Source organism: Xenorhabdus vietnamensis (assembly GCF_002127535.1).
Classification (GTDB): domain Bacteria; phylum Pseudomonadota; class Gammaproteobacteria; order Enterobacterales; family Enterobacteriaceae; genus Xenorhabdus; species Xenorhabdus vietnamensis.
In genome coordinates this window covers 7,933-21,142 of sequence record NZ_MUBJ01000006.1, presented here as the reverse complement: position 1 = coordinate 21,142, position 13,210 = coordinate 7,933, and the positions used below count along the sequence as shown (strand labels likewise).

At 49.4% G+C, this 13,210-nt stretch carries 14 protein-coding genes; 6 read left to right on the top strand and 8 right to left on the bottom strand.

The window, feature by feature from the left end:
- The first annotated feature begins 39 nt into the window (after positions 1-39).
- From Xvie_RS07220 to Xvie_RS07195, 6 genes are all read left to right on the top strand, one after another.
- Positions 40-435 (top strand): TIGR03757 family integrating conjugative element protein, encoded by a 396-nt coding sequence (locus tag Xvie_RS07220; protein ID WP_086108665.1) that lies wholly within the window; start codon positions 40-42, stop codon positions 433-435.
- Positions 432-1,400, top strand: a complete 969-nt coding sequence (locus Xvie_RS07215) for a TIGR03756 family integrating conjugative element protein (RefSeq protein WP_086108664.1) — start codon at positions 432-434, stop codon at positions 1,398-1,400. The genes Xvie_RS07220 and Xvie_RS07215 overlap by 4 nt, the downstream gene beginning before the upstream one ends.
- Before the next feature lie 14 nt (positions 1,401-1,414).
- The gene (locus Xvie_RS07210) at positions 1,415-2,851 is read left to right on the top strand and encodes an integrating conjugative element protein (protein WP_086108663.1); all 1,437 of its coding nucleotides are present in this window, start codon (positions 1,415-1,417) and stop codon (positions 2,849-2,851) included.
- A gap of 5 nt (positions 2,852-2,856) precedes the next feature.
- Positions 2,857-3,195: a hypothetical protein gene (locus tag Xvie_RS07205; RefSeq protein WP_244175528.1), complete on the top strand. Its 339-nt coding sequence runs from the start codon at positions 2,857-2,859 to the stop codon at positions 3,193-3,195.
- Positions 3,192-4,706, top strand: coding sequence for a conjugal transfer protein TraG N-terminal domain-containing protein (locus Xvie_RS07200; RefSeq protein WP_086108662.1), 1,515 nt, complete (start codon positions 3,192-3,194; stop codon positions 4,704-4,706). The genes Xvie_RS07205 and Xvie_RS07200 overlap by 4 nt, the downstream gene beginning before the upstream one ends.
- A gap of 628 nt (positions 4,707-5,334) precedes the next feature.
- Positions 5,335-5,757: a hypothetical protein gene (locus Xvie_RS07195; protein WP_086108661.1), complete on the top strand. Its 423-nt coding sequence runs from the start codon at positions 5,335-5,337 to the stop codon at positions 5,755-5,757.
- 292 nt (positions 5,758-6,049) lie between these two features.
- Here the strand turns inward: Xvie_RS07195 and Xvie_RS07190 are convergent, their stop codons facing one another.
- The 8 genes from Xvie_RS07190 to tssI all read right to left on the bottom strand — a co-directional run.
- Entirely contained in the window at positions 6,050-6,577 is a 528-nt protein-coding gene (locus Xvie_RS07190) for an SMI1/KNR4 family protein (protein ID WP_086108660.1), read from the bottom strand.
- A 3-nt stretch (positions 6,578-6,580) separates the two neighbouring features.
- Positions 6,581-6,757, bottom strand: a complete 177-nt coding sequence (locus tag Xvie_RS21525) for a hypothetical protein (RefSeq protein ID WP_167376245.1) — start codon at positions 6,755-6,757, stop codon at positions 6,581-6,583.
- Positions 6,750-6,893: a hypothetical protein gene (locus Xvie_RS21520; RefSeq protein ID WP_167376244.1), complete on the bottom strand. Its 144-nt coding sequence runs from the start codon at positions 6,891-6,893 to the stop codon at positions 6,750-6,752. Before Xvie_RS21520 ends, Xvie_RS21525 begins: the two co-directional genes overlap by 8 nt.
- A 49-nt stretch (positions 6,894-6,942) precedes the next feature.
- Entirely contained in the window at positions 6,943-7,422 is a 480-nt protein-coding gene (locus tag Xvie_RS07185; protein ID WP_086108659.1) for a hypothetical protein, read from the bottom strand.
- Positions 7,415-12,049 (bottom strand): RHS repeat-associated core domain-containing protein, encoded by a 4,635-nt coding sequence (locus Xvie_RS07180; protein ID WP_244175526.1) that lies wholly within the window; start codon positions 12,047-12,049, stop codon positions 7,415-7,417. The genes Xvie_RS07185 and Xvie_RS07180 overlap by 8 nt, the downstream gene beginning before the upstream one ends.
- Positions 12,050-12,063: 14 nt before the next feature.
- Positions 12,064-12,375 (bottom strand): DcrB-related protein, encoded by a 312-nt coding sequence (locus Xvie_RS07175; RefSeq protein ID WP_244175525.1) that lies wholly within the window; start codon positions 12,373-12,375, stop codon positions 12,064-12,066.
- Entirely contained in the window at positions 12,330-12,518 is a 189-nt protein-coding gene (locus tag Xvie_RS22695) for a hypothetical protein (protein ID WP_244175523.1), read from the bottom strand. The genes Xvie_RS07175 and Xvie_RS22695 overlap by 46 nt, the downstream gene beginning before the upstream one ends.
- Positions 12,519-12,561: 43 nt before the next feature.
- On the bottom strand, positions 12,562-13,210 hold a 649-nt coding region (gene tssI / locus Xvie_RS07170; RefSeq protein ID WP_244175521.1), incomplete at its 5' end, for a type VI secretion system tip protein TssI/VgrG.

Sequence of the window (13,210 nt, the reverse complement as noted above, 5' to 3'; positions counted from 1 at the left end):
TTCACTCTGGTCTGAGGGTTTGCAGCAGAGGCGGAGAGGATGAAAAAGCCGTATTTAGTGTTTTTGCTGGGATGGAGTGTGGCAGGGAGTGCAGGTGCGGGCACAGTGGTGTATACCGACCGTCAGCACCCATCGGGGAATCTGACGCCGGACAGTCATGTCGTCTGGCTGGATACTGCTGAACAACAGCAGCAAATCTTCACACAACTCTCTGCCGATCTGCAACAGGCCACAAAGCAAGCACAGGCAATACTACAATCATCCCAATGGCGTCAGCAGGAACAGCAACTGATCAAGGCTTATTATGCCATGGTGCAGGCATGGCAATTAGGCGTGCAAAAGTATCCGGCAGTAGTATTTGATGATCGGGATGTGGTGTATGGCACAGCGGATGTGGCAAAAGCCAACGCGCTTAGGGAACAAAATCAACCATGAGTATTCAACGTGTGACTTTTCCTGCGCTCATCACCCTAATAGCGGCATTTTCCCCGGTTACACAGGCCTCAATCAATACCGCCCAGATTGTCGCCAGCAGTCTCTCGCCCGCCTGTATTCAGTGGCGGGTCAGTGGCATCTGTTACTGGCTGCTCTGTGGCTGGCACGGTTGTACCGTGAAAACGTCGGTTAAGGTGACCCATTACCTCCCCGAAGCGGTGGTGTCCACCTATCATGCGCCCGGTGGTAACCCGTGGTCAGAAATGGCGCAGGTCAGTCAGTTATCCGGCGGACTGGAAAATACGGTCACCGGGGCGTTATCTCACCTGAGTGCCGGCGGGGGTCATCATAATGTCCAAATTGCCGGGCAACGGCGTACTAGCCTGCGTTTCAAATATGCTGATGCCATCGGGCATCCCGCGACTAACCTGATAGGCGGACAAATTCCCGGTTATTCGTGCCGCAGCGCGGCCACACTCCTGATGCCTTATTTTCTCAGTACACTGGATACTGTGGCGTGGCGCTCCGGTTTGCCGGAATCGTTCTATCCGGAAGCCCTGATCCCCGGTCAGCGGGAACTGGGCAGCCAGATGGCTGGCAATATGTGGGGCAATATTTATCCGCGCTCAGGGTTTGTCAATCAGACCGATGATGATAAGGCGTCTGCCGTGGTGGCACAGCGGGTGGCGGATATCATCACCCGTGTCGGGCAACCCCATGTTTATCAAACACTGAAAGGCATACGCACCGCCGGTTACTGGCCACCGGAACCGGTCATCGAAAATACTGGTGCCAAAAATCACCAATGGCAGCGGTTATCACCGAAGTTAAGCCCGTCCTGCGCTGTGTTTCCTGACGGGGAACACACTGCTGCAATCAATGGCAATCAGGCGTATGCCCTGTGGCAGCCTTACAGTTGTTGCCAGCGGCGTGGCCAGCGTTTTCTCAGCAGTACGGATATCTGAAAAAGGGATAAATAATGACGAAAAGAACCGCCTTATTGCTGATAGTCAGCGGGTTGACCATCGCTTCTGCACAGGCCAACTCAGCCGGGCTGTCCCTGACATTGCCGCAGGTGAACCGCAGCGCACTGGGCTATGGGGCAGAAGCCAGCGGTGCGGTTTCCGATACGCTGTTCTATACTCTGGGGGGCGGTTCGGTAATTTCTGAACCTGCCAGTCGCAGTGGTTCAGCCACCCTTGGCGGATTGGAGCTGGGCTGGCGCTCGGATTTGATGTGCGGCAATTTTGACCTGAAAGCCACTGTCAGCAATCAGTTGAACGGTATCACGGCCGGGTTCAAGAACCTGATGAGTGATGTGATTCAGGGCGCGACCGGTGCAGTAGCCAGCTTGCCGGCGATGATTATCCAGCGGGCCAATCCGGGGCTGTATGACATGCTGACTAACGGCGTTTTGCAGGCCAATGTGGCGTTCGACAAAGCCCAGTTCAATTGCCGGGCGATGGCCAATAAAATGATGGATTTTGCGCAGAACACCAAATGGACTCAGTCGGCGGCCTTGCAGGAGTACAAAAGCCTGGTCAACGGCGGGGATGGTGATGCGGTGCGCGTCAATAACGCCGGCAGCAAAATGACCGGTGCCAGTGGGCATCCGTGGATTGGCGGCCAACGGCAGGGGGGCAAGGGACAGAATGCCATTCGTCCGACCCGTGATTTAGCCAGCGCCGGGTTTAATATGATGAATCAGCTGCCGGTACTGAGCCAGTCGTCTGTCAGCACCCAAAATTGTGAGGGCAGTGCCTGCCGCAAATTCAGCAATGCACGTGAAGCGGCCGAAGCGGTGGTCAGCGTGCTGGGCGACCGGGCAATCCGTACCTGTATCCACGCAGCAGAATGCGTCAGTGGTGGTGAAAAACACCAGCCGGGCACAACAGTCGCAGGTACGGGGTTTGCCCCGATGCTGGAAGCGCATACCAAAACCAATACAGAACAATTGGTGAAACTGGTCAGCGGCACGGAAAAACCGACGGCTGCAAATCTGGCGAAACTGAAAACCGGCAGTCTGGTTGTGACTCAGGGTGTTATTCAGGCGTTGCAGCGTGATCCGGATAGGGCCGCACTGACAGCGCGTTTGGCGGGCGAATTGGCGATGGCAGAAACCACAGAGACGGCGTTGCTGATGCGGCGGATGCTTATCACCGGCATGTCAGAACCCAATGCGGCGGCACAATCGGAAGCACTGGCAGAAGGCGAACGGCGGATTGAGGCACTGGACCGGGAAATCAATGCGTTAAAAAATGAGATGCAGCTGAAACGCGAACTGGCTCACAATGCCATCCTGACCATTATCGAGCGGGACACCCAGCGCATCAGAATGCATCCACAAAAACAGATCCCGGACAGCACCGATGCACGCTTTTATCAGCTGGAAGCCCCAAAGCGTGAGCGCAGGTAAGGCGTATGATGGCAGAGAAACGTTCAATAGTCAGAAAAGGTGTCGGGTTATTACTGGTTATCGCTCTGGTGATGATGGTGACGTTAGCAACAGGCTGGGCGGGGATGTGCTATCCCGAAAACCTTTCTGCCTTCAATCGCTGGATGGAAAGTCATCAATCACTTTGGCTGTTGTGGCGATTAAGCCTTTACGGATGGCTGCTTTGGGGCTGCCGGAAAATCTGGCAAAGGGTAAAACATCAGACGGAACACCACGCAACGCTGATAAGGATGATAGTGGTCAGCCTGCTGTTTATTCTGCTGTGTGAATATGCCCTGTCAGGCCATGTTGAGGGCACAATATGACCACCAACAGTTATCTGGAATATTTTCTGACCTTACTCGGTTGGGTCGTCAACAATGGCCTGTGGCAAATACTGATTGCAACCGGGCTGTTTACGCTGCCTTTAGTGATAAAGGTAATAGCCATTTGGTTGAAAGTGCGTGAAGGTGGCGAAGAAGAGGGCAATGGTGGGTTACAGTCGCTCGCCCGGATTGAAAACACCCTGTACTGCGCTTTTTTCGTCATGGTGGTGTGTTGTGTGCCGCTGGTCAATGTCAGCCTGACGACCCTTCAGTACGACCCGTCCCGTGCCAAAAGTTGTGGCACCTGGACACCGAAAGCACCGGATAGCAGTGGTTATGCGCCGGTGATATCCAGCCTGAATAATCAGACGGCAGCCGTACCCCTCTGGTGGGCGGTGGTACACCGGTTGTCCAAGGGGGTAACGCAGGCAGCAGTGGCCTCTATTCCCTGTCGGCCGGATTTACGGCAACTGCGTTTTGAAGTACAGCATACCCGTATCAGCAACCCGGCACTGGCGGCGGAGTTACAGGATTTCACCCACGATTGTTATGCGCTGGCGCTCTATCAGTGGAAACAACGTGATCAGGGGCAAACCACCGATCCGGCTAACCTGAATGATATCGACTGGCTGGGCAGCCGCACGTTTTTAGCCGGTGATTACCAAACCCTGCAATCGCGTACGCCCAGAGCCGACTTTCCGTGGCAGGCGAGCCGGGACAGTGGGCGGCCTTATACCGGGCAGGGCGGATATCCGACCTGCAAAGCCTGGTGGTCAGCCACCAAAACCGGACTGAAAGACCGGGTACTGGCACAAGCCGATCCGGGCTTGTGGCTGCGCCTGTCTGCAACCTTGAAAATACTGGGCAAAGATACGCAGGAATATCAGGAAGCGGTGATCCGCCGTCTGGTCAGTCCGGTGAATCTGACGGTTTCTCAGGACGGTTATGTCTATGCCGGGTATGGCGGCAATGCCGATCCCGGCTTGTTAGATGGATCTAATCGGATTGGTGCTTCGGCTGGTGCTCTATTGGGCGGATTACTCGGCATGCCGATGTTCGACGCGGTGCGTCAGGCTCTGCCGATGATGCAGGCGGTGATCCTGATGGCGCTGTATATCTTAATCCCGTTGATCCTGCTGTTTGCAGCGTATGAGTTTAAGACCGTATTCACGCTGACTTTTGTGATTTTCGCGCTGAATTTCCTGACGTTCTGGTGGGAAACTGCCCGCTGGCTGGACAGCTATTTACTGGAAGCCCTGTACGGCTCAGAAACCCACAGCCTGTTTAATCTGGCCGGCATTCAGAATACCTCAGACGATTTAATCATGGGGCTGGTGATGGGTACGCTGTTTATTGTGCTGCCGATGGTCTGGCTGGGTGCACTGGCCTGGGCCGGTGTGCGGATGGGGGATATGGCCGGCATGATGAGTCAGGGCGTGGGGCAGGTCAGGCAATCTGCGGGCATGTTCGGGCAGATGGTGATGCAGAAGGTGTTGTCCAAAGGAAAATAGTCAAATGAAGTGCTTAAAACTTAAGGGATAGAACATTATCCCCTAAGTTTAGTTTGAATGTAATATTTTCCTTTTTTTAATCTATTGATAATTGTTTCGATAATTAAAATAAGTCATATTGTCGCGTTAATGTTTTAATTCATGCTCTGCTGAATTCAGGTCTTATATTCACATAACTAACACAGCACTTATGACCTGTATCACAAAAAAGTAAATTATGTAATGCCATTTCAGTCAATATACCTTATATATAAAGCGCTATACTTTCATGTTTATATCGATATCCTTTTTAGGGTAATAGACGATATTTAATTATTATAGAAGCCTCAAGGGTCGCAACCGTTGAGGCTTCGCTACTTATTACCATGGCAATAAATAGTGCGTAAAAACAGTTGGTCAAATTTTTATCTGATTAGATGTCTTATTTACATAATCCTATAAAATTGTAGGTCATGTCCATATTTTGCGGAATATGTATTTTCATCATTTTTAATGTATAACAATGAGAAGAAGCGATTTGGCCGATTTAACTTAAATGTTAAGGTTAGTTTTTTCGTTATTGAATTAATAATGAAAATAGTTAAATTAGAATCTATTTAATGTGCTATAAAATGGATTAAAAGAAGTGATGAACGATACCAAAGAAAAGGGTAAGAACAGGATAAATAAAAAACACCCTAACTATTTTATTCCTTACCAAACGACGTATGATTTACGTTTAAGCAAAAGGGAGACAAATTTAATCAACATCCTGATACAGATTCAAGGCTATGAATATGGATTTTTTACCGTGTTAGGTGTCCGCCCTTTGTCTCAACGGAGTGACGGAAAAAGTAATGCGATTTATGTCGTCAGGTGTCGGTGTGGTAAATATGCCGTCAGGACATTAAAAGCCATTAAAAACCCGAGCAATTTTAATGATATGTGTGTGCATTGCCAGCATCTATTTAGTCAAAGGCGTAAAGAAATTTTTCACACGACAAGAAAAGATGTTGATTTATCAGAACTAACCGGAATTAAATGTAAAACCCCTTTGGAAATTAAAGAATAATAAAATAGTGTAATGCTTCTGGATGGATTTTTAGGAATATACTTTATTTCCTATACGTGAGAGCAGCTTGTTTTCACGGTAGTAGATCATTGAAATAAAATAATGTTTTTTAGAGGGGATTCACAAGGGTAGTAGAATAACTATTAAATTTGACAAGAGACGGTTAATCTGGCCTCCCGCTATGCCTGAGACAGTTTACGGTACTATCATGTTGAGAAAGAGTATCAATAATATAGCTTCGTTACGATAAAAAGAATAAACCAGAAGATCGCAGGGATCTTCTGGTCAATTTTTAAAAACTACTAAATTCTATCTTCTTAGAAGGAAAACTATCAGGGAATGAAACACACTTTATTGTTTTTGACAAAACACCTTCTAAAAAATCAGAGAAATTTTCTTTCCTATACTCCACTTCTGGTGCCCTTGCCGCAATAACTGCTATATTCCATAAATCACTATTATCTGATGATGCGACCCAAAAAATATAATCACCATTATCAGTAACACCTATAGGAAGTAGCCCATTAGTATCAGGATAAAGAATAAACGGATAATAATCTGGATCAGAATCAACAAAAGATTGAAAATCTTCTATAATCCATTCTTTCTGCCTGAAAAAATTCAAATTATCATCTTTGCTAAACGGATTAAATATAGTGATGAAATCAGCAAGTCTGCCAGTGCCATATTGCGTTATAAAATCAATATAATCTTTAGGAAAAGAGCGCTGACCATCTATCAATGGCCAGTTTTCATCCTGACCGTACTCATTTGGATGCTCAGGCAGGGGCAATATACTATTTGAATTTTTCATGCTCATTACTTACATTCCTGGGGGGTTAAGAATAGTTACATATTCATAGAAGCCGCCAGAACCTTCAGCTTTTATTGTGATACCTACTAGAATTCTGGAAGATCCTTTATAACTAGGAATAGAACTCATCTCAACAATTTCTCCCCGTTCTAAGGCTTTCTTTATGTTTCTTTCTATTTCACTCATGCTTAGTGCTGATCCCTGACAGCGACGCCCCCGCAATATGAAGCGCCAGTACCAGCAAGACCAGCTCAGTGAGATTAAGCTGAGGATGTGGTAAGGTGGCTCCAGTCCGCACTGGCCTATCACGGGTATTCGCCACGGTAAGAACAATAAAGAAGGAAGATCCCCATGATCTTCCTTCTTTTATATTAAATAACTATTATTTTTTCTTTAGAAATTCCAACTGGCCAATGTCCCGCATAATATATATCCACTATTTTTTCCCATTTATTACCAAGATTGAAATATTTTTCAGACATATATTGCCTGAACGCATAGCATATAGCATTCCTTGCTGCTTGATGAAAATCATGTGGCCTAGATATAAATTTGCTTTTATCTAGCTCCTTGGTTGAATTCATAACTGCTTTATTTATTTTCATCCTGATTTCTATAAGGTCTTTAGGATTGTCTTGCTTTTTATAAAATGGATCATCCTGAGTTAGTGAAGTTGGAAGCCATTCAGTATTTTTATAAGTCCCTTTAAATTCAATATCTGAGGGGTTAATAAACACTTTTTCGACATTCTCAATTAAAATTACATTTTGATCATGAAGATCAAATAATCCCATATTAGAAAAAAATTTGGCCTTCTCTATTTTTTCTAACTCATCGTTAATATTAATCATATGGTAGTCTCATGTCAGTTATACTTCCTGGCGGAAGAGCTTTCCTTCCTTGTTGAATCGTAGTGCGGAGGACTCCTCCTGCTGCATGTGGACCAGGTATACCGGGTAGTGAATGATTAGGTAATTTTCCATGAGTTGGCATTAAATTCCACCATTTATTTGCTCCGCCACTTTCTAACGGAATGATATGGTGAGGAGTAGCTCCAGCTGGCCACGTCCTACCTGTATTAGCCTCCCACTGCTGCATTAAATAGTTTTGCGTTTTCTCAAATTCTTTCCTTGCAAATTTATTTTGAGCAGCACTACGTCTTTGAACAACAGGTGAGTTACCTCTCAATATTTGTGCTTGCTTGGACGTTATATTCCCTCCCGGTGATGCAACTTTATTCGCCTCATTAACGATTCGATCAATGAGAGGGCATCCTGACAGCCCCAACGGGTCAACCCAACCCGTCGGATTTTCGACGTAACTGTAAGGATTCATCCCCCCCATCAATCCTATCGGGTCCGGTGCTAAATACTGCCCAGTCTTCCGATCATAATATCGAAAACGGTTATAGTATAATCCACTTTCATCATCTTCAAACTGCCCGACAAAGCGTAAATGACAATGAACGTGATAGTCGTCATCATTCGAGGCTAATACCTGTGACTGTTCGGCTTTACCCCAAGTCGTCAACCGATGGGCCCACACTAAGCCACCGTCTTCATTGAGCATTTCCCGCACGGTGCCCTGATGGTCGCTAACGATATAGTGCAGTTTGCCTCGTTCATAGCGAGCAGATGGGGTTAACGTCCCTGGTTCATACAACCAGCGGATACGCTGTTCTTCAACAGGGGTACCATCGGCATATAACGGCATTTCCTCTATTAGCCGGTCACCACTCCATAGGTAGTCATACCCCATGATGCTAGAGGGGTTGGGTGATAAATCCGGTTTGCCATCCAGCCAGCGCTGGAGGTTGGCTGTGGTTAATTTACCATCATGTACTTTCAGCTTGCGGATACGCCGCCCAAACGCATCGTATCGATAGTACCAGCGCGAGCCGTCCGGCGTTTCACATTGAGTCAGTTGATTTAGCACATCCCAGCGGTAGCGCCAAATCTGTGGGCGGAAGCCGTCACGCTGCTCGGTTTTTTCGATAAGCCGCCCATTGGTGTCATAACGGTAGCGGATATTGCCGTGCTGCACCACTCGCCCCGCCTGCTGACGCTGCGTGATTTGGGTGATTGCACCTTGGGCATCCACGGGAATGTGTTGGCTTAGATTTCCATTGGCATCATAACTAAACTGCTCTTCATAGGGACGAGCACCTTGATACAGTGTCTGTGTTATCTGGCCGTTAGCATTGTAACGGTAGCGGGTTTGTCCCCAGCGACCATCATCAATCACCCGGAGGTTGTATGCCCGGTCATATTGCCAGCTACGGTTGACAGCCGTTGCTTGCGGCGGAAAGTGGGGATCGTTCTGTTGCAGGGTTTCCCGGAACAGGGTGGTTGCCCGTCCTGCTGACTGATGTGCCAGTAAACCTGTCGCGGTGTAGCGGCTGGCGAGGATAAAACCTAGGGCAGTTTCCCGCACCGTTTCCTGTCCCAGCGGGTTATGCTGCAAAGAGAGAGGACTGTGTTGATTGAACTGGAAGTGATTGAGGGCACCCATCCGATCATAACCAAAATGCAGCGTATCCTCGTCCAGAATTTCTGCTATCGGTTGGTCGTTAAGGTCATCCCATTTATGACTGATTTCCCGACCATTCAATCGTTCAGCAATCACACGCCCTGCATCGTCATAGTCAAACTCCACCACCGCATCTGCTGAGGTGACACGGATCATCCTGCCCTGAGCATCGTAGGTATATTCGGTGACAGCCTGTAATTCACAGAATAATTTTCCTGTTTGCCAGTATTCCTGCCGCTGAATCTGGTCTTTGGCAGTGTAACAAAAACGGATCAACTGACCGTTGGGATACAGTGTCAGGGTTCGGCGGCCTGCCCGGTCGTAGGTATATTCGACTGTCCGTCCCGTGAAATCGGTTTCACGGATAATTTGCCCGGCTAAATCCCGCTCATAGCGATAAGTTTCACCGGTTGCCATCGTTACGCTGTTCAGGCGAATTAAGCGATCATAACCAAAATGCAGGACTGTCCTATCCGGGCGGGTTAGCCGGGTCAGAAGGTCAAAGGCACCATAGGTATAACGGGTGGTATTTCCCTCACCATCAGTGATCGCAGTGACCCGGCGCTCATTATCATAGCCGATATGTTGTTTCACCCCGTCCGGCAATTCAATTTCCGTGACGCTGCTTTCCGGGCTGGCATGAAACGCGCAGTGCTGATAACGGGTTTGCTGACCCAGCGCATCCGTCACACTCCTCAGCCGCCCCAGCCCATCCTGTTCATAGCGGGTGGTGTAACCATTGGGAGCCAGAACACCATGAAGCCGGTGTTGTTCATATTCATAACGCCACTGGGTGCCATCCGGCAGTACCCGTCTGAGGATTTCGCCATGTTGGTTGTAACGGTACTCATCCAATCGCCCCTGTGGGTCGGTTACGGCATCCAGTGCGCCCTGGTCACTGTAGTGAAAAAGCCACGTTTTGCCATCCGACAGTTTGGCCTGCAACAGTTGACCGTATTCATCATAGTCATAGACAAATATTTCACCGGAAGGCAGTGTCAGTTGGGTCAGTTCACCGTAGGGCGTGTATTCGAACAGCGTTTTTCTGCCCAGGGGATCGGTTTCTGAGAGTTTATGACTCAAATCCCATTCCAGCACCGTTTCCCGCCCCAACGGGTCAACTTTGAGGGTAATCTGGCCGTCTTCATTGTACCAATAGCGGGTACACCCGCCCTCTGCATCCAGATAGGTGGTAACTTTATTTATCTCATCATATAAAAAACGATCCTGCCAATAGCCTTGTGGGGTACTGACCGAGACCACCCGCCCCCGGTTGTCATATCCCATCGACACATCCGTTGAATCCGTGTCATGCCAGCGGGTCATATGACCACTGGGATTGTATTCGTGCCAGAGGTGACTGAACTGAAACGAATGGCATTCTGACAGATAATCTTGTGCGTTGTACTGACAGGTGACCAGCGTCTGGCGCAGTTCTTCAGTCAGATACTCGATAGAAGCCAACCGGTTCTGGTCGTAATCTAGTAATAAGTGATAACCATCGGAATGGATAACCTGTGACAGCCGGTATTGTTGCTCTCCAAAGGGATCATCATAATGGAAGGTGATTTGGTTATTGTGACGGTCACGGATCGCAGACAATAACTGTTTATCACCTACCCGCTGTTCAAAACTCTGCGTTAATTGCGTCTGACGATCAAACAGGTGTAATCCGCCCGTTAACGTGCCAAACAGCAGATAATGCCCGGCATGCAGGTTAACCGAGAACACATTTTCATCCGGCGTATGAAATGTATAGATAACACCATCTGCATCGGTGAAATGCGTGACTTCCCCCGCTCGCCTTAACTGTTGGGACCAGTCATCTGACCACTTAGGACCGAACAGCCCGGCAAAATTTTCAGTTGAACGATAGGTACGCACTAATGACAGGGGCAATGTGCCCGGCAGGGAAAGCATCGGCCACTGTTGCAGGAAATCGCCTGTGGCCATATCCACCGGGTCACCACAGTTATCGTTTTCGTTCGGTTTTTTACTTTGTTTCTGGGTCGATTTTTTCGGCTTATCTGATTGGGTGACCCCTTTTTTATTGCGTGGCAAGGGTAATAACCCAGCAATCACCACCGCCCACTGTAAGGCTTTATTGCTTTCCTGCAAAATAGGGAGCGCTTCTCCCGTTTCCTGGGTAATGGAAATAGAACCCGCGGCACTGTTGATATTGGCGTCACAGGTGGTGCGGTGCCCCAACCGGGCAATCGGCTTGCCGTTGGCAAACACGGTCTTGGCGCCTTCAGCGACCACTCCGGGAGGATGGTCACTGCACACCACCTGATCGCCTTGCCGCGCGACCGGTTTACCCTCAAAGAACACATTGGGTGATCCTTTCGCAATGGTACCTTTATTACTGCCATATTGCCCTATGGCGGCGCCAATCCCGGCACAGGCGCCACCGACAAACCCGCCGGCCGCAGCGGCCGCAGCAACCACAACCAGTGCCGCCCCTCCTGTTGCAACCACCAGGGCACCCACTGCCACCGCTGCGACAGCACCCAGTAAAATCCCGCCCAGCGCCCCCCATAGCCCGGCATTTTTATTCTGATGGGCAATGGCATCGCCTTCTCTGGCCGGATTTTCACCTTCGGTTGCCACGGTGCTCATCCCCATGCCTTTGGCGATAGCGTGGCCGACTTTATCCCCGACATACATACCCGCGGCCCCGCCTGCTGCGCCAGCGGCTAATCCCACCGCAAAAGGGGCCGCAGCGCCCGTTGCCACCGCATAGGTGGCACTGGTCGCCAGCGTGGCATTGGAGAAGGTATCACTTTGTAAAAATTCCAGTGCCCGGTCAGACGTGGATTTTTCTGTCCGTGGCGGTACTGGCGCAAGCTTGCCTCCCTTTGAAGGCGATGTATGATTATTTGTGGCAGGCGACGGAGAGGGTCGCCCTGCCGCTGCTGCGCCCATAATCACATTCTGTGAAACACTCATATCACATCTCCCTGTCAGACATTATCCTTCGGCTCATCGCGCAACCGGAACGTTGCCATCATGGTCTGCATCTGTTCCCGCTGTGCCGCCGTCATCTCTCCCTGACAGGTGCCGGTGAAAATCAGCACTTGATTGGGGGTGTTAAGCAGCAGCATTAATTGATGTACCGGACTACTTGGGGCACGCCAGCGAAATTCAAAGGTTTCGGTTTCAAAGCCGTTCAGTTCCCCGGATTTATGGTTTATCGCTTCATAATCTTTCAGTTGCCTGGCAATGGACGTCATTTCCCGCTCGGCAAACTGACTGAATGCCAGCCCCCATGGCAAATTGTCACGGGAGATGGTGAAACTGGTGCCATTTTTTCATCGGTGCTGTTCAACACCAGAATACTGGTATCCTGCCAGCTAGCTGGCAGCATAATAGAGCCTTGATTGAAGTGGAAAGGCGCGAGATCAAGTTGATTGTTCATGGAAGTTCCTTCTTGCTTGCCGCAATTTAAAAATGACTATGCGTTATTTGTTGATGTTAACCTGGCCACCTAATACGGTGACCCCGCTGTCATTCAGCTCAATACTGGCACCCCCAAACGAAATTTTAATGTTGGCTTTCGTCATTTGAATGGTGCCGCTGCCGACTTTCAGCGTGATATCATCCTGGGCTTCGTACAATTGGGTCCCCGCCCCGGCTTTACCTGCGTTTGCTTTCACCTGCACCACATTGGCTTGTGTACTGCGTTTCTGGCAGATTTTTTCTGTCAGGTTGCCTTGCTGCACGGTTTTGAATTCATCTCCTGTCTGAATTGTCAGCGTCCGGTTCCCTGCTTCCACGACCAGACTCTGGTCATTTTTCACCGTGGTGTGCATATCCTTCTGCGCATGCAAGGCAAGCCGTTCACTGCCCTTCGCATCCTCAAACAGTAGTTCGTTGTAGCCCTCGCCTTTGTGGGTTTTGGAGCGGAAAGCCATTTGGGTTTTACTGCCCGGCAGCCCGCCCGGCGGGATGTTGCTGGCGTGATAGGTTCTGCCGGTGACGATCGGCTGATCCGGGTCGCCGTGCAGGAAGTCCACCACCACTTCCTGCCCGATACGCGGGATCGCCAGCATCCCCCAGCCTTGCCCCGCCCACGGTTGGGTGACCCGTATCCAGCACGAACTCTGGTCA

What these genes read in the sequence shown, in the direction of transcription:
- Xvie_RS07180 (WP_244175526.1), bottom strand. Translation starts at nt 12,049, where the DNA reads ATGAGTGTTTCACAGAATGTGATTATGGGCGCAGCAGCGGCAGGGCGA.
- Xvie_RS07210 (WP_086108663.1), top strand. Translation starts at nt 1,415, where the DNA reads ATGACGAAAAGAACCGCCTTATTGCTGATAGTCAGCGGGTTGACCATC.
- Xvie_RS07185 (WP_086108659.1), bottom strand. Translation starts at nt 7,422, where the DNA reads ATGATTAATATTAACGATGAGTTAGAAAAAATAGAGAAGGCCAAATTT.
- Xvie_RS22695 (WP_244175523.1), bottom strand. Translation starts at nt 12,518, where the DNA reads ATGAACAATCAACTTGATCTCGCGCCTTTCCACTTCAATCAAGGCTCT.
- Xvie_RS07200 (WP_086108662.1), top strand. Translation starts at nt 3,192, where the DNA reads ATGACCACCAACAGTTATCTGGAATATTTTCTGACCTTACTCGGTTGG.
- Xvie_RS07195 (WP_086108661.1), top strand. Translation starts at nt 5,335, where the DNA reads ATGAACGATACCAAAGAAAAGGGTAAGAACAGGATAAATAAAAAACAC.
- Xvie_RS07205 (WP_244175528.1), top strand. Translation starts at nt 2,857, where the DNA reads ATGATGGCAGAGAAACGTTCAATAGTCAGAAAAGGTGTCGGGTTATTA.
- Xvie_RS07190 (WP_086108660.1), bottom strand. Translation starts at nt 6,577, where the DNA reads ATGAGCATGAAAAATTCAAATAGTATATTGCCCCTGCCTGAGCATCCA.
- Xvie_RS07215 (WP_086108664.1), top strand. Translation starts at nt 432, where the DNA reads ATGAGTATTCAACGTGTGACTTTTCCTGCGCTCATCACCCTAATAGCG.
- Xvie_RS21525 (WP_167376245.1), bottom strand. Translation starts at nt 6,757, where the DNA reads ATGAGTGAAATAGAAAGAAACATAAAGAAAGCCTTAGAACGGGGAGAA.
- Xvie_RS07220 (WP_086108665.1), top strand. Translation starts at nt 40, where the DNA reads ATGAAAAAGCCGTATTTAGTGTTTTTGCTGGGATGGAGTGTGGCAGGG.